We start from the raw sequence: 17168 nt of genomic DNA, 5'->3' as shown, positions 1-17168 counted from the left end.
AAAATAAATTGAGTTGTCTCTACAAGCACCCTATCAGTTTTAAAGTTATTTCTTGTCACTGCTAATCTTAGGCAAAGTGATGATTAATTCAGTATAATTATTGACTTCAGTATTGACTTTAATTTTCCCCTGATGCTGCTGGACAATAATATCATGACTTATAGATAGCCCTAAGCCTGTGCCATCACCAGTAGGCTTAGTAGTAAAGAAAGGATTAAAAATTTTATCTACTATCTGCGGTGGAATACCTTCACCGTTATCATGAATATGTATTTCTACTTGCTCGCCTAAATCGTTGGTACTGACAGAGAGAGTTGGTGAAAATTTATCAGCGATAAAATCTGCCTTTTCCTGCAAACGCATTTTCTTTTGCTGTGCTGCGTAGCAAGCATTATTAATTATATTTATTAAAGCGCGACTAATATTTTGTGGTACAACATTTATGTTACCGAGGTGGAGATCGTAGTCTGTTTGTATAGTTATCTTAAAAGTAGCATCCTTGGCACGCATTCCGTGATAAGCCAGGTCGATAGCTTCTGCCACCAAAGCGTTAATTTCTGCCGATTGACGCTCGCCAGTTTGCCCCCGTGAGTGCATGAGCATTCCACTAACAATATTATCTGACCTTTTGCCATGCTCATAGATTTTTTGAGCATTCTGTTTGAGATCGTTTAAAATTTCTTCTATATATTCTTTGCTTTGAGAATCTAAAGAGTCTTTTTGATGTTCAATTTCTTCCCCTAGCTCCTGAGCTAATTCAATAGATAATTCAGCAAAATTGTTCACGAAATTTAAAGGGTTCTTGATTTCATGGGCAATCCCAGCTGCTAAAGCTCCCAGCGAAGCTAATTTCTCTTGGGCAATAATCTGAGCTTGTGTTGCTTTTAATGTTTGCAGGATACTTGCCAACTCTTCATTTTTTTCTTGTAATTCCTGAGTTCTTACTTTTACTTTTTGTTCTAAAGTCCGGTTATAATCTTCTAACTGCTCGTAAAGATAAGAATTTTCAATAGAAATGGCAGCCTGAACTGAGAGTATTTTTAATACTTCGACACGCTCTGGAGTAAATGCACCAGTTGTTAAATTATTCTCTAAATATACAATACCGCTCAGTTTACCTTGATAAAGCAAGGGAGTACAAAGAATTGATTTAGCTTGAGTAGTAATAATATATGGATCGCAAGTAAATTCTCCTTCAACAACTGCATCATCTAAAACTACATTTTTATGTGTATTAAAAACATAGTTAACGATTGTAGTTGCTAAAAGATGTCTTCGAGTGTCAGCATCAACAGAATCTACTGGGATTGATTGTAGTGTAGTTACTTCTTGAGCATTAACTAAACCTTCAGCTTCAATAACTAAATTACCATTTTTATCGAGGATCAATAAACCTTTTTGAGCGCCTGCATTTTCAATGATGATATTCATCAATTTTTTGAGCAGCTTGCTGAGAACAATTTCATCAGCTAGAGTTTGGGATGCTTTAATAACCGTTGTTATATCTAACACTTGTGTATGGCTGTTAGTAGTAGAGGAAGTAGTATTAATAGTTTCAGCACCCATTCGTTTTGTTACTCCCACAAAAAAATGTGAGTATTTGGACTCTAAGTCTTTAATTTTAGCTGTTGCTCCCCAGTAAGCATAACAATGGTGTGCGTTCTTCATATATAACTGCCCGATCTCCTCTCTGGCAAGAGAGAGATAGAATTCTGCCGCACGTTCATAAGCTAGAGCTTCTTCATGAATGAATCCTTGTTTCTTAGCTCCTTGAATAGCTTTTTCATAAAATTCTTGAGCTTCCCACTTATTTCCTAATACTCGTGCTTTCTCTGCTTCTATCAATTCATATTTATGTTGACAATTTTCTGGGCAATGAGTAGCCCAGATTTTCATTTTTTCCTGATTTAATAATACTTGTTTTAAAAAATCATTTTGGGAATTATTTCCTACATCAAAACAACAAGCAAGCAGAGCAAGAGAATAGTAGAAATTATGTTGTACTGCAACTATATAAGAGGCAGAACTTTCTGAATTATTTTTTGCTAAAATAGCATGACTAACTGCTTCGTGATATCTTTGAAAAAGATAAGATAGAATTGTTTTTACTAAATAAGCACTAAATAGTAACCATACAGCTTTATTTTGAGTCCACTGCTCAAGCAATTTTTGCTCTTCTGTGAGAGAATTTCCAATTACTCCAATATTCAAAGTTTGAGATGTACTGATTAAATTGCCAATAAGAGTTCTACAATTTTTCATGTAAAAAATTGTATATTGCTGTTTCAGCTTAATATTTAAATCAATATATTGTTGATATTTGTGGTTTAATTCTTCAAGCCTATACCCGCTAAACATTAAAAATAAACAATATGCGGAAGCTGCGTAAGAGGTATATTCTATATGTCCTGTATCTAGCCCTATATTAATAGCTTCCTGCAATGTGTCGATTATGTTACCATCACGGATTGATTCTTTCCAGTGGCGAATAAAACCACTTGTATAATGTAATACTAGTGGCTTAAATTCTTTAATATTAAATTTTTCTAATAAGTTTAAAGCTAATTGACCAAACCTATACCCAGTATCAATATCTTGCATAATTCCACACAAAAGCTTGCCATAAAAAGTGTAAACACTAGTAGCTTGAGGTGGATTACCATAATTAATACAAAGATTGACCGCAGTTAATGTTATTAGGGAAAATAAAAGAGGATTACTAATAATTGTCGCAGTAGTAACAATCATTAAAATTCTTACAGCTGCAAGTTTATATGGATTTGTCATGGTTGGTAAATCAGACAAATCCTCAATATGCGTGTCTTGCAATAGTAATTTTATAGCTTCTTGTGCTTTATGAATATGATTTACATCTGGTATTTGAGGTAGCTCAATTCCTAGTTGTGCTAAAACTTGGCGTGCAGTATCTATAGCTAATTGCATTTGAATCTTAGCAATATAGGATTGAATCCTTAACTCATAAATTCTGACTTTATCGAGAACAAATTTAGCTCTTTCTAAAACAATATTAGATAGATTTTCAGCCGCGTCAAATTGAGTATTCATATATTGTATTTCTACAGCTTCTACATGAAGATGCAGTGTCAATTCATACTGAAAATCCCAACTGTTTTTTGGCAACAATTCTAAGCCAATTTTTATATATTTAATAGCTGTTTCGTAAGCAGCTGCATTTTTAGCTTTTCTACCAGCAATTAAATTTAGGTGAGCTAGTCTATCTTTCTGTGCTTGAGTAGTAATCAAACATAAACTAATATTTAGATGATTAACAATATTAAATATATTTTCTTCTAACTTGCCTTGTGCAGTATTCTCTAATAGAAGTTGACCTACTTCAAAATGAACTTCTTGCTTTTGCTCGTTTGGAATTAAAGTATAGGCAGCTTGCTGAACTCGGTCGTGCAAAAATTTGTAAGATATAGAAGATGGAATTTCAGGTATAATAGCAGAAAATATTTTTGAGCGATCGCTCCCTTGTTCTCGCCAAAGAATTGGAATTTTATACCCTTCACTAAGAGGTATAATTAAGCCTTCTTGAATAGCTGGTAAAAGTTCAATAGCTGTATCTACAAGAGATTTTTTACTGACTATAGAAAGTACATTTAAATCAAATTGATTCCCAATACAAGCAGCTAACTTTAGAGCTTCTTGAACTTTCCTATCTAATCTTTCAATTTTACCGATCATTAGATCAACTACATTATCAGTTATCTCTAACTTTTCGATTTCTGCAATACTCCATTGCCAACGACGATTACTGAAATTAAATAACAAAACTTTTTGCGTATATAAAGCCTGAAGTAGCTGATTTAAAAAGAAGGGATTTCCATGAGTTTTATTAAATACTAGTTCTGCTAAAAGTTTTGACTCTTCTATTGAGCAGCCAAGTGTATCGGCAATTAATTCTTTGACATCTCCTAAGTTTAATGGTTGGAGCAAGATTTTATCTATATTAATACTAGCATTTTGAATTGTCCCCAAAGTTTGTAGCAACAAATGAGTGGGGCCGACTTCATTGTCTCGATATGCTCCAATCATCAAAAGGTATTGGCTATCGACATTAGTTATGAATAGTTCAATTAACTTCAAAGAAGCAGAATCTACCCATTGTAAATCATCTAAAAATATGACTAGAGGGTGTTCTTTTTTTGTAAATACACCCAGAAAATTTTGCAAAACTAAGTTGAATCGATTTCGGGATTCATTTGGACTTAACTGTGGCAATGAAGGCTGTTTTCCGATAATTAATTCAACTTCTGGAATAACATCAATAATGACTTGACCATTAGCTTCAAGTGCTGCTAATAATCTTTTTTTCCATGCGTGCAGTCGTGTCTGATTTTCTGTAAGCAGCTGCCTAATCAATTCCTGAAATGCTTGTATGAGACAAGAGTATGGAATATTTCGCTGAAATTGGTCAAATTTACCAGAGATAAAATAACCATGTTTCTGGACAATTGGTTTATGAATTTCATTTACTAAAGCTGACTTGCCGCTACCAGAATAACCAGCTACAACAATCATTTCTGTAGACCCTTGGCTAACTCTCTCGAAAGTTGCTAATAGCTGCTCTATTTCACTTTTTCGACCGTAGAGTTTTTGCGATATTTCAAAGTTATGTGAGATATCTTGGCTTCTTAAACTAAAATCTTGAATCTGTTCAAAACTCTCTAGCTGTGAAAAACAAGTTTTTAAATCTGCTATTATTCCCCAAGTACTTTGATATCTTTCTTCTGAAGTTTTCGCCATTAATTGCATGACGATATTTGAAATAATTTTAGGACAGCGCTCTTCTCCTACTAAAATATGAGGGGGTACAGGTAATTGAGCTATATGGCAATGTACCAACTCCATAGGTTCGGTTGTTGGAAAAGGTAATTGCTGAGTAAGTAACTCATAAAAAGTTACTCCTAAAGAATAAAAGTCAGTCCGGTAATCTATCACCCGATTCATTCTGCCAGTTTGTTCTGGTGAAATGTAAGCTAGGGTTCCTTCTAGGTGTTCGGGATTGCGAATTATCGGGTTTTCTCTTGATAAAATGCTAGAAATGCCAAAGTCAATAATTTTCAGTTGTCCAGTTTTTGGATTAAAAACAATATTCGATGGGTTAATATCTTTATGGATAATATTGGCAGTATGAATAGTACTCAAGCTTTCCATAGTTTTGATGGCAAGTGTCAAAAACTCAGTTAATGTAAACTGTTTTTTAAGCATTAATATTTTTAGAGAATCCCCACCAAAATCCTCTAAAAGCATGACTAAACTATTTTTATATCTGTGTAAGTCATAGGCTTTGATTACCGCATCTAAATTTAGAGAATGGGTAATTTCATATTCTTGCTTATACCGAATGAGTTCTGACGGAATAGGGTAATCTTCTTTAAGAATTTTCAATATTACAGGCTGACCATTCTGACTATGTATAGCTCTATAGACTAAAGAATTAGAGCTTTCATATATTTTGGCTATAATTTGGCAGCCAGCAATGGTATTCATAATTTATAACTACTAATTTTGAAGCAGTGCTTTAATTACTCATCAAAGTGAGTCAGAACTATTTACTAAAATATTAGCTTAATTAGACGATGAGCAAAACCATAAATAAAAGTTATTGCAAACCATAAAAGTGAGCAGGATTATCCCAAAGAATTTTTTTAACAGTTTCTCTGGGTAACTGCTCCTGAAGAACTTTCTGAATGTCGAAACATCCTGTTCCCCCTTCTTTTTGACCCCAATGAACATGAGGGTAGTCAGAACCAAAAATTAACTTATCTGCACCAACATACTCAATTACCTGCTTAACGCCAGGTTCTCCTAGCTCATAACCAATAAAACATTGACGTTTAAAGTATTCTGAAGGCTTTATCTTGACGTTATCTTTAACTTCCCAGTAATGGCATTCAAACTCTTCATCCAAACGCCATAGCCAGTAAATTAACCAACCACAGCCAGATTCTAAAAAACCTACCCTCAGCTGAGGGTGACGTTCTAATACTCCTCCTTCGATTAAAGCGAGCATTGCCATCATCTGCTCCATAGGATGAGAGCAACAACGCAAGGCAAAACGAGTATTGAACCTGTCTGCACCAACAGTAGGTAAACGGCTATGAGTTCCTTCGTGAATGCTCACTGCTACTCCTAGTTTTTCACATTCTGTCCAAAAAGGTTCGTAGGCAGGGTTACTCAGTAATCGTCCTTTAACTGGGTTGGGACGTAAACAGACTGCTTTGCAATTAAATTCTGCTATGCGGTACAACTCTGACACCATTTCTTCAGGAGCATGAAGATTAATCATGCCTACTCCTTTTAAGATTTTGGGATTGTAACTGCAAAAATCTTGGTATAACCAGTTGTTGTAAGCGCGAGTAAATGCACCAGCTAAACTAGGTTCCATCGTATCAATTGCTATGATTGACATTCCAAGTGTTGGGTAAATAAATGAAATATCAACTCCCATCTTTTTTGTTTCTAAAACATGAAGCTCATTAGTGAAACCATTAAGTTGAGCCATTGGATGAGCTTGCATAATCTGCTTATTCCATTGAGCTACAACTTCACTAGAAGCTTTATAATATATATCTTCACCCTGAATTTTCATATCAGGCGATGGTGCAAAGCTCTTATAAGCAGGTTCCAAATAATTTTCCCACATATCAAAAGGTTCAAACACATGGGAATCTGCATCAATGATTGAATATTCTTTTACCATAATTCTGCAAATTAATTTTAATTGTTACATCCACACTGGAAAAGGATTAAGTTGATTTTCATTCAATGGCTGTTTTAACCAACCCATTTTTACAGGAACATCATACAACCGTCCTGAACCTAAACGTCTCCACCAATGGCGCATTCCCGGAATAATGACTTTAACTACCCTCAGTTTAATGTCAGCACGAGTTTGTTCCAAAACTAGCATTTCCATACCATTTTTCTCAACCATTTGCTGACACAATATGATATCTTCTAGTAAATCTTCACTCCAATTTTGGGGATAATTATTACATAATTTGGGTGTGATACTTTTATCTGGAAGCAGATAAGATTGTTTTTCTACAGTTACTGTTTGCCACCATTTAATAGCGAGGGTATCTGAAGAAGCAGGATATTTAGTGCTACCATCAGCATTGGCAAATAAGACATTAGGAAGAATTTGGTTTATTTCACTTAAAGCTCTGCTAATGGCAATCTGCGGATCGAAATGAGTCCCAAAACCAAGGATGATATCTTCTGGCGCTCTATCTACTCTGCGGCTGATGGCAACAAAAGTTGGGATGTTTAAATCGTTAGTAATATCTAAAACCCACAATTCTCGATGAACTGTTTGGTAATATTTCTTCAGAGCTTGAAAATAAGGATCATTAAAACTGTCTAAATCTAGCTGTGGTTTTTTAAGGCGATTGTACCACCATAAGGCAACACAATCACGCTCCACCAATTCCATAAATCCTTGGAGGATTGCCTCTTCTATAGTATTACCAGCAGCACAGCCATTTGAGTCAGCCCAACAATCAGGCATTAAGAAGTTAGGATAATCATAATAGCAGTAAGCTGTTGGTAAATACTTAAATTCTTGATGGGTTAAAGACCAGACTGGTGTCCAGTCAACTTCTTTATCCTCATCAAAAGGTTCGGGAATTTTTTGAAACCAGCTAGAACAATTTACATTCCAGTTGTGGCGATCGGTATATTGTGCTTGACTAAAATTCATACAGGCATTAGGATGAATAGCTCGATCTATCAGTTGTTGGTAACTACCTTTGCGCCTACTTTCATTTCCTTGAAACACTCCAGAATATCGTTCAATAGCTTCGCACAAAGCACTAACCTTCGCTTGCTGGTCAGTTTTTCCTTTCCCCGCACTTCTGCCGCTAATATTTTGGCGTAAAGCATTTAAATCATCAAATATCGTAGCAAAGTGATGCCTAGCTACATAAGTATGGATTAAAGTGTCGGGATTTCGATCTATTTTACCTAGTCCTCTAATTACTCCTGTTAAAGGACTAATATGGTGTTGGTATTTCTTGAATGTTTCTTCTGGGGAAAAACAACGGTGTCCCCCATCTAATGTAAAATTTTTCTGCCGATGTCCTAAAACTATCGGATATGGTTCGGCATTAAATCCAGTTATATTACCACAGCTTGGACATTGAGGGCGCTTTACCAAAACATGGTTTTGTATTTCTAAATTAATAGTATCATGGGTTACTAGCATACCCTCCAAGCGTTTATTTTCCCCCTGGACAATCCATTTAAAAATTTCAGTAGCAGCCATTCCTATGGCCGTTTGGCAGGTAGCAGTAAGCGAAGCAAGAGGAGGAGTTAAAGGTGTAGAAATTCCTTGATGTCTTTCGATAAATCTTTCCACAGGTTTGTTGTTTCGCAAACGTTGAGCTAGGCATTGCCAACAACCTGTTTTACCGGGAATAAATATAGGCCCTATCCAAACTATTGTGCCTAGAGGTTTTACCAACATCCAAGGTTTGGTTAACTTTAAAGCTTCCTCGTTTAAACTTTCTAAAGCATCTTGCAAATAATCATCACTTAAGACTATTTCTATATCACCTACTTCGGACGTTACTTGGATATGCAGAGATTCAAGAGCAGTTTTAAATTCATCAACAGGAAGATGAGGACTAAAAGATTTAATTGTTATTCTATTTGTTTGTAATCTTTGGTAAGCAGTATGTGGATTAATGTTTAAATGTTCGCAGAAAATTGCTATATTAGATGGCAAGGATTCATCAGCATCAATAATATATCCCCTCTTCTCCATTAACATCAGAGCATAATAAATTTCAGTAGGAGATAAGTTTTCTTGGATCAGTAAGTCAACAATTTCATCAACTGTATTTTTACCATCAATTAATGGCATTAATATTTGATATATATATCCATTGATAAAATTAGCATTCCTTTCAGAAAGCAATAATACATTTTCATCATTTTTATTTAGAAAATTGAAATATTCAAAGCTGTACTTTAATTTTGGTCGAGTCAACATATTTCTTAACCTAAGTTTATTAAATGCAGTACTTGATATTTTTGGATTAAAAATAAACGATAAAATATAATATTAAGATATTTATTTTTTGATTTTTTAAAATATAAAAAGTATTTTAATATGAGGAAATAATTTTTATTCCCTCATTACTCCTATTAATTTCCCTTAAATAACTTTAGGACGATAAATCCTAAAATCACTATATGTCAACATCAGCAGGTATAAGGAATCCATTCATTTGTCGGTGTCCAAGGAGCAGAATTAGAGTCGTTTTCTACCCATTCTCTTAAAACATCTTCGGGTAAATTTTCACTACTAGGCCGCTTAGGATATGGTACATTTATCTTATAACCATTTGCTTGCGGTGTTATTCCTCCTTTATATTCACGCGGTGGCTGATCCCGCTCAACATGAATATCAATCTGAAATTGAGCCTCAAATTCAGAAATAATCCCATTATTAACAAGAAATTCTTTATCGATATTAATTTCCCTATTCTCTAGCCATGATTGGGCAATAATTTGAGATAGCCTTTTATTGGGAATGAGAGTATTAAAGGGTTCTATTTCTATTTCTATTGCTTCTTTTTGGTCATCTACGGCTTCTCCTTCATGTACTACCATGCTGTCAATAGCACCCTGAAAAACTTTTACACTTGGTAGTAAGGGAACTTGTAAAGTTTTGATTTCGCTGCTATTTTCATTCATTAGTTCTTCTTCCTGAGTTGGGTCGAAGACTACTACTTTTCCTGGACGAGATATATCTATACTTACTCCTGATTTTGGTGGTGGTGGTGCTATCCAAGGGGAATTTTTGGGGCTACTTTCAATCCAGTTATGAAGCCACTTTATTATATCTGGATCTTTCAATACTTCTGGATCTGGCCGATAATCCGGCATCAAAATTTTCTTATCTATCTCGTCTATTTCAACTTGATTTGTTTCTACTATAAATATACGAAAAACAGCAGCTTCATCTTCAGACAAAATTTTTTGCTCAACCAAAAAACTTTTATTGGCTAAAGGAATTTGCTTTTCATCTAACCATGATTGAGCAATTAGTTGAGAAAGCCTTTTTTGAGGAATGAGAATATTGTAGGAGTTTGGTAGGTTCATAACAGTCTAGTGATTACTCATCAAATCAAATTGACTTAACTACGATTAATGATATCGTTATTTGTATTTTACACATATAAAACATCAAAAAATATACATTTTTTAATAATGTTAATTATCATGAGCTTTACAAAGTCTTTGTATTATAAATATGAGTTTTTATATGAGAAAAATAGGTTTCTATTTTGAAATATCTTTGATAGAAATATGAATAAAGCACAATACTAATATTGGCTTCTATTTAATCAGAAGCTTAGACTGAAAATACTGTTGATATAACCGACAACTAGGTGTGGCTTGGTTATTATCTAGCTTTATCAGCCCCATACTACTTAACTTATAAGCAATGATAGGTTCTAATGGTATTGGTTGAGTAGAATCGATCGCAGTAGCAAGAGCGCTTGCTAATTCAGGCTGCTCTTGTAAAGTTACCCAATGACGTTGTAAATGGTGAAAATAAACCCCAGTTGAAGTAGGAGCAGCTTCTAGTAATTGTGGAAGACTTACCTCTCCACGATTGAGATGGTAAAGTGCTATGTTCACTAATGAGGGATGCCCACCAACCAGATCCATAAGTTGTCTAGCTTCATCTTCATCGGTCCAGTTAATTCCATATTGCTGGGCTAACTGTTGCACCTGTTCTAAACTGAAGCTAGTTAATTTAATTGGTAAGCCGACATTAAAAGGAGACTGCTGAAGTTGCAGAGGAACATAAATTTCAGTTGAGTGAACTATGATAAGGCGTAGCTTTTGCCAGATAGGTAATCTTTTACCTTCTTCATACCAAGAACGCAGCAGAGGTAAAAAATCTTTTGCGACTTCGGGATACTCAAAAATCTGGTTTACCTCATCCAACGCTAAAACTAAAGGAGAATCTATCTGCTCTAGTAAATATTTTTTGATATACAAACTACAGCTAACTTTGCTACCAATATCCTCATCCCAATATTCATCTAGTTGTGGCTCTAACTGAAGCTGACTAGTCACATTGGCACACAACCAGCGCAAAAAACGATTCAGATCGCTCAATATTGCTTGATCGGTTTGTTCTAGATTTAAGCTAACGGTACGGTAGCCTTGAGATTCCGCATAGTCGATAATTCTCAGCAGTAGTGAGGTTTTACCCATTTCTTTGGGAGCTTTAATCCGCACCAATGCCCCTGGCTTTCTAATTTCTTTATAAACCTGATCTTCAATGGAAGAACGTTCCACATAAATGAGGGAATCAAGTGGAATTGCACCATTAGGATAGGGAAATGAACGCTGTGAATACTCTTGACTAGTTTCTAAGGATATTCCTTTGAATTGGTACTTTTGAGCCTGTATTACCGATACTGTTTGTGCAGCAGCATAAGATTCCAACAATATACGACAGTTTTTTTTAGTCACGCGTTGACCAGTCAGATCGGAGAGTCGTTTACATAACTCTGGGGCAACTACATTAGTTAAGTATCCAGCACTATAGCCACCTTCTTCAGCAATTTTGCCATAGGTCTGATATTCCCAGATACCCCGAAAAATCAGAAGTTCTGTAGAATTTAGAGGGCGATTATGGCTCTCTAGCAACTTGCGGTTAACTATCTCAATCAGAGAATCAAGGTTCATAGCGGATCAAAGCTTATCTCAGACCTATAAATTGACCTGGCCATAATCAAAATACGTTTTTTGGCACAAACCTGATATCGATCTAAAGATATAGAAATTTTTCCTCAGATCAACGTTTTGTGGGAGTCCCCACTCTCAACTATTAATAAGATAGTGAGGAATAGCTAGCAATAAGGAGCTTTACCGAGATAAGGATATCGTTTGCGAATTCCCAAAATAGCCATTTATTGAAAAGGATTATAATAATATGTTTTATATGAGGTTGAAAGCTTGTATTAATGAAATTAATATGAGATTTATAGATTTTATCTTGAATAAAATTTATTTATATTATAAACAGAAGTAAAAAGTAAATAGAGACTCGTGTAGAAACTAGGATATCCAGTAGCTCACATCTTGCACCAAGAAAATTTGATGTAATTTTATTACTCAGTAAAAAACTAAAATCCTTGATTTAACGATAAAAACCCATAAAAAGGAGGTAGCTTTAACGCGCACCTTTTTACTTTAGCTGGGGTTTTACGTAGAGGTGCAAGATATGAGGTAGTCGATTGATAACTGTTTAATCACGCATATAACAAAACTGTGATTAATGCAGCACAACTCATCTCATGTTTCTTGGCAAAACATATATTAGACCTCTTGCAAAATTATTTTGTGTTATGATTGGGGGTTTTGCCCGTTGAATCGATCTAATTATGCGATACGAACTCACAAAAAAGTTATCGAATCGGCAGTTCAAACGTTTGGTTGGAGTGCAAAGACATACGTTTGATGAGATGGTCAAGGTATTGCAAGATACAGCTAGTCTAAAGCAAACACGAGGTTATCCGAACAAGCTTGGCTTGGAAGATCAAGCTTTAGTTTGCTTACAGTATTGGAGAGAATATAGAACTTACTTTCACATTGCTAGTGACTGGCAAATATCAGAATCAACGGTTTGCCGAATAGTACATTGGGTTGAAAGCACATTAATCAGTTCCAGGAAGTTTCGTTTAGGAGGAAAAAAATCCTTGTTGATCTCATCACAGAAACCGAAAACGGCTGTGATGGATGTAACAGAAAGCCAAATTGAACGTCCGAAACACGGACAAAAACGCTTTTATAGTGGTAAACAAAAACGACATACTCTCAAATCTCAATTGATAATTGACCTAACAACCCAAGAAATTCGTTGTATTGTCAACGGTTCTGGTCGCAAACATGACTACAAGTTATTTGTAGACAGCAAGGTTCGTTTTCATTCTGAAACCGAAAGCTTAGAAGATAGTGGCTACCAAGGAATTTCTAAATTACATACTAATAGTCACTTGCCTCAAAAGAAACCTAAAGGAGGTAAGTTAACTCAGGGACAAAAGCAATCTAACCGTGCTTTAGCAAGTCGCCGAGTAGCGATTGAACATGTTAATCGGCGTTTAAAAGTTTTTCGGATTTTGAGTCAGCGCTACCGTAATCGCAGAAAACGTTTTGGATTACGCTGCCACTTAATCGCTGGGATTTATAATTACGAACTTCAAAAATACTCAATTTGCCTTCACTTAGCAAATCAATAATCATATCATAAAGCTTTTTTGCAAGAGGTCTATTTACAAGAGTTTATAGGTCATTATGAACAACACTAAGCAATCAATTTACTCTAACAAGCCTTCTGCCAAAAGTATTTTTGCAAGTAAAACATTATGGGGGGCAGTCTTGGCAGGAATAGCATCATTAGTTCCACTTGCGGTTAAAGATATCAAGGCTCATGAAATCACTGTTGACGATGCTGGGCAAGCAATACTAATTCTATGTGGTGTAGGGACTGCAATTGTTGGACGTGTAAATGCTCAAGCACCAATCTACACTCCTGATGTTTTACCTGGTCCAAATAAGTCAGATTTTGGAAAGTAAGCACTGGTAAATAATACTGCTCGGTTAATCATTTTTAACTCGGCATTGGGTTTGGGGAAAAGGTTAAAGGTTTTTTCTTTCCCCTTCCCCTTTTCCCCTTAACCGACAAGTATTGACATTGGTCGTGCTGCTTTTGCTATGTTGCTGGTTGAAAACTCGGTTTCGGGTGGAGAAGTCAAAACAGTTGATGAGGGTGAAGGTTCCGCCGCGCACGTCATTGAAAAATGGTCGCATGAGGCGATTGTTAAGAGGTCAAATATGCGACCGGAGCGTATGCAGAAACTTAAGGTTGCGACGAATTCGGGGCAGAATCCGGGGTTTAAGTTTTTGCAGGAGTGCTGGAGTGCTGGGATGATCCGGCGTTGCAGATTGTGATCAAGAAATTGCTGGTGAAGTTTCCGCAGTAGGGATTGTGGTTGTTGATAGGGTGTTGGTTGATTTGGAGGGGTAGCGATCGCCTATCATAGAAAGAGATCGCGCTTGAAAGCGAGTTATACCTTATGTCTCTGACAATCAAAGACTTAGAACAATTACAGTCACAGAATCCCGATTGGCAGATGGAGCTAGTAGAGGGAAACATCATCGTTATGGGGCCATGCGATTATGAATCAGACGAAATTGGTTCTCGCCTGTTAACGTTTCTTAATATTTGGGTTATGCCTCGCAAGCTAGGCAGAGTTACTGGTTCGAGCGCTGGCTTTATCCTACCAAGCATTGAAAGCGATGAGACTACGGGCGACCCGGAAAAAAGAAACTTACGCGCTCCAGATGTTTCATTTGTTCGGGCAGAACGACTCAAGAAAACTCAGCGTGATTTTGTGCAGTTAGTCCCCGATATCACGGTTGAGGTCAAATCTAAAAGTGACCGTATCAAACCACTGGAAGAGAAAATTAAACTATTCCTAGAACTTGGTTCTACGGTAGGTATTCTCATTGATCCTGACAAACTTTTAGTTACAGTTTATCGCCCTAACCAGGAACCTGTTATTTTGAAAGATAACCAGAAATTGACAATACCAGAGTTACTTCCAGGTTGGGAATTAGCAATAGCCGAACTATGGCCACCTGAATTTGAATAACTCAATTAGGGATTGAAACAGAGAATAAATGAGGAAAATAAAATTGTTCCGCCGCGCCCGTTACCCAAAATGAATTTTCTTTAAATTCTGCGATGTCTGCGGTGTTCTCGTTGCCATCGCAGATCAAACAATAGAACCGAGTCGTCTTTCTGCTGAGTTGATGACTGAAAACTCAGTTTCGGGTATAGGAGTCAAAGCAGATCATGAAGGTGATAGTTCTGCCGTACCTGTACCACACCCGGAAAAGTGGTCGCATGAGGCGATTGTTGTGCAGTCAAATATGCGACCTGTAAGAAGAGAGAAACTGAATCGAGCGGCGAATTCGGGCGAGAATCCGGGTTTGACTTCTTGCTCTCGTGTTGGAATGAGATCCGGCGAAAGCAGATTGTGATTAAGAAACTACTGGCGAAGTTTCCGCAGTGGGGGATTGCGATTGTTGATAGGGGGCTAGTGAAGTGGAATGAGTAGCGATGCCTACGGCAACCCTTTCAAGAAAAGCGCTGTAACCGCTAGCATATTTCAGTACAGCAATCGATTTTAAGAGTAGTGTAACTTCAGAAGGTAGGGCTATTTATATCGTTATGAGATGAAAAGTTCATCGGCTCAGTGGTGAACATAACACGATCATTTTCCTCGCGGAATGTGCGGGTAGGTAGGTGTTCAAAACCAAAAATGGGAAGAGGGGTTTCAAATGCGTCTAGTGCAAGAGTTTTAGCCAAAATAGTTGCTCAAGCACCCGCGCACCTTACACAGACTAGGTTTTAGCTATTTCTTTATTACTCAATCTAAATTCTCCATGCTATGATTAACCTATTCGCGCATCGGAACCTTGAAAACCTAATAAATACAGTAGTTTGAGACTGTATCCCCTTGCAATCTGACTTAATCCCTATTAGGGATTGAAACTTAAAATCCTGGTTGATAAGAAAGGTATCGACTTGCAATCTGACTTAATCCCTATTAGGGATTGAAACCCAAAAATATCAAACGGAAACTTATGGGAAAAAACACCCTTGCAATCTGACTTAATCCCTATTAGGGATTGAAACCCCGCCTCAGCTTGAGCAATAATCTCAATAGGAAGCCTTGCAATCTGACTTAATCCCTATTAGGGATTGAAACGGGAATGGCAGCTAAGAAAAAAAGCTAATTTAGTCTTGCAATTTGACTTAATCCCTATTGGGAATAGAAACTCAATGCTAAAGTTGACGGTGGCAGTTCTGGGAAACTAATAATGGCGACAACTAAATATCAAGCTTATACAAATGTGCCAAAGCCGAGTCCAAAACTGGCAGAAATAATAAAGCAATCGGGGACGACTTTATATTTAGATACGGGGGCAAGAGTTCACCTTGTAGAGCCAGATACATCGGTATTACAAATAACTGTAGGTAGACAAGAAAGCATATTTAAATTGACGGATATTCGTGCGATTATCGGAACCGAACCAGAAATTAAATCGTCAGCGCTCACAAAAATTCTGCGATGGCGCATTCCAGTAATTTTATTTTCTCAATCTGGTGAATTTCTGGCAAGGATTGAACCAGATTACAAAATCAGGGCAGATATCATCCAGTTCCAAGCTATGATGAGCGATGCCATGAGAGTCGAGATTATGCAAGGTGCAACCTGGGGTCGCCTCCGTCGCCTCCGGCGATTTTTACAACGCTCTGGGCGTGATGGTGCTGTAGAAATTAGTCAAGCTTGCAAGGATATTTTACATCTTAGTAATTGCATTACCAACCACGATTCTATTGCTTCATTACAAGGGTTGATTGGTCAAGGAATGCTGATATTTTATCGTATGCTTCCCCAGTGCATAAACCCAGATTGGAGATTTACTTCGCGGCATGATAATTCCCCTGTTTGCCGAATGCTTAACTTTAGCGAGAAGCTTTTAGAAGAATCAATAAAAAATGCTGTTTTCTCAGTGGGGCTAAACCCTAACCTTGGTTACTGGCATCAAACCCATCACCAAACCAAGGGACTAATCACCGATCTAACTACAGAATTCCAAATCCTAGCGATCGCCTGCGTGAAGACTGTTTTGAATCGTGGCTATGTCACACCGAAGGATTTTAATAAATGCTGGAATGAAAACACACTGCCGCTCGTTGCAGCCCAAGCAATTACCCGTGCTTATCAAGTCAAGATGGCTACGGAAATCAGCTATCCCCAAATCAAAATTAAATGTACTTATGAAGACCTGTTCTACATCCAAGCAAAACAATTAATCTTGTATTTACAAGGACAGATTCAAGAATATTACTCTCCTGACTTCAAATAATTAAGGATTATTAAAATCAGATGATAGCTCTAACTCTCACAAACTCTAAACGTCAAGCAGTCTCTACCAACATTAAAACCCACATTCCGCACCCAGAACTGTCACACCCCAAAGAAACGAATCTATTTAGTACATCCGAACTAATGATTGAGAAAATTGACTAGAAT

The 17168-nt window shown here is 36.7% G+C and carries 9 protein-coding genes and 1 CRISPR repeat array; of the genes, 4 read left to right on the top strand and 5 right to left on the bottom strand.

What is annotated here, in order from left to right; all coding sequences use genetic code 11:
* Window positions 1–45 precede the first annotated feature (45 nt).
* From V7L31_RS08680 to V7L31_RS08660, 5 genes are all read right to left on the bottom strand, one after another.
* Complete coding sequence (locus V7L31_RS08680) at window positions 46–5517, bottom strand: trifunctional serine/threonine-protein kinase/ATP-binding protein/sensor histidine kinase (protein ID WP_334695843.1); 5472 nt, start codon at window positions 5515–5517, stop codon at window positions 46–48.
* Between the two features lie 112 nt (window positions 5518–5629).
* On the bottom strand, window positions 5630–6730 hold the full coding sequence (locus V7L31_RS08675) for an amidohydrolase family protein (RefSeq protein WP_334695842.1): 1101 nt from the start codon (window positions 6728–6730) through the stop codon (window positions 5630–5632).
* A 24-nt stretch (window positions 6731–6754) separates the two neighbouring features.
* The gene (locus V7L31_RS08670; RefSeq protein WP_334695841.1) at window positions 6755–9025 is read right to left on the bottom strand and encodes a TOMM precursor leader peptide-binding protein; all 2271 of its coding nucleotides are present in this window, start codon (window positions 9023–9025) and stop codon (window positions 6755–6757) included.
* A 212-nt stretch (window positions 9026–9237) separates the two neighbouring features.
* Window positions 9238–10140, bottom strand: a complete 903-nt coding sequence (locus tag V7L31_RS08665) for a hypothetical protein (RefSeq protein ID WP_334695840.1) — start codon at window positions 10138–10140, stop codon at window positions 9238–9240.
* Window positions 10141–10377: 237 nt separating this feature from the next.
* Window positions 10378–11745 (bottom strand): AAA-like domain-containing protein, encoded by a 1368-nt coding sequence (locus V7L31_RS08660; RefSeq protein WP_334695839.1) that lies wholly within the window; start codon window positions 11743–11745, stop codon window positions 10378–10380.
* Window positions 11746–12443: 698 nt separating this feature from the next.
* On the opposite strand from V7L31_RS08660, the gene V7L31_RS08655 reads away from it, so the two are divergent.
* From V7L31_RS08655 to cas1, 4 genes are all read left to right on the top strand, one after another.
* Window positions 12444–13298 (top strand): IS5 family transposase, encoded by an 855-nt coding sequence (locus V7L31_RS08655; RefSeq protein WP_334695838.1) that lies wholly within the window; start codon window positions 12444–12446, stop codon window positions 13296–13298.
* Window positions 13299–13353: 55 nt separating this feature from the next.
* Window positions 13354–13635: a hypothetical protein gene (locus V7L31_RS08650; RefSeq protein WP_334695837.1), complete on the top strand. Its 282-nt coding sequence runs from the start codon at window positions 13354–13356 to the stop codon at window positions 13633–13635.
* A 500-nt stretch (window positions 13636–14135) separates the two neighbouring features.
* Window positions 14136–14714, top strand: a complete 579-nt coding sequence (locus V7L31_RS08645) for a Uma2 family endonuclease (protein WP_334695836.1) — start codon at window positions 14136–14138, stop codon at window positions 14712–14714.
* 869 nt (window positions 14715–15583) lie between these two features.
* Window positions 15584–15907: a CRISPR direct-repeat array (repeat unit 37 nt; unit sequence CTTGCAATCTGACTTAATCCCTATTAGGGATTGAAAC).
* Window positions 15908–15948: 41 nt separating this feature from the next.
* Window positions 15949–17001 carry a CRISPR-associated endonuclease Cas1 gene (gene cas1 / locus V7L31_RS08640; protein WP_334695835.1) on the top strand — a complete coding sequence of 351 codons (1053 nt, stop codon included), beginning with the start codon at window positions 15949–15951 and terminating at the stop codon, window positions 16999–17001.
* Window positions 17002–17168: the final 167 nt, after the last annotated feature.

It is taken from the genome of Nostoc sp., from assembly GCF_036916655.1.
Taxonomy (GTDB): Bacteria; Cyanobacteriota; Cyanobacteriia; order Cyanobacteriales; family Nostocaceae; genus Nostoc.
Note: the sequence above shows the minus strand (reverse complement) of the source record. Positions and strands in the feature narration are given on the sequence as shown.

Bases quoted from the DNA above. Each gene is read 5' to 3' on its own strand.
- V7L31_RS08680 (WP_334695843.1), bottom strand. From the start codon at position 5,517: ATGAATACCATTGCTGGCTGCCAAATTATAGCCAAAATATATGAAAGC.
- V7L31_RS08675 (WP_334695842.1), bottom strand. From the start codon at position 6,730: ATGGTAAAAGAATATTCAATCATTGATGCAGATTCCCATGTGTTTGAA.
- V7L31_RS08670 (WP_334695841.1), bottom strand. From the start codon at position 9,025: ATGTTGACTCGACCAAAATTAAAGTACAGCTTTGAATATTTCAATTTT.
- V7L31_RS08665 (WP_334695840.1), bottom strand. From the start codon at position 10,140: ATGAACCTACCAAACTCCTACAATATTCTCATTCCTCAAAAAAGGCTT.
- V7L31_RS08660 (WP_334695839.1), bottom strand. From the start codon at position 11,745: ATGAACCTTGATTCTCTGATTGAGATAGTTAACCGCAAGTTGCTAGAG.
- V7L31_RS08655 (WP_334695838.1), top strand. From the start codon at position 12,444: ATGCGATACGAACTCACAAAAAAGTTATCGAATCGGCAGTTCAAACGT.
- V7L31_RS08650 (WP_334695837.1), top strand. From the start codon at position 13,354: ATGAACAACACTAAGCAATCAATTTACTCTAACAAGCCTTCTGCCAAA.
- V7L31_RS08645 (WP_334695836.1), top strand. From the start codon at position 14,136: ATGTCTCTGACAATCAAAGACTTAGAACAATTACAGTCACAGAATCCC.
- cas1 (WP_334695835.1), top strand. From the start codon at position 15,949: ATGGCGACAACTAAATATCAAGCTTATACAAATGTGCCAAAGCCGAGT.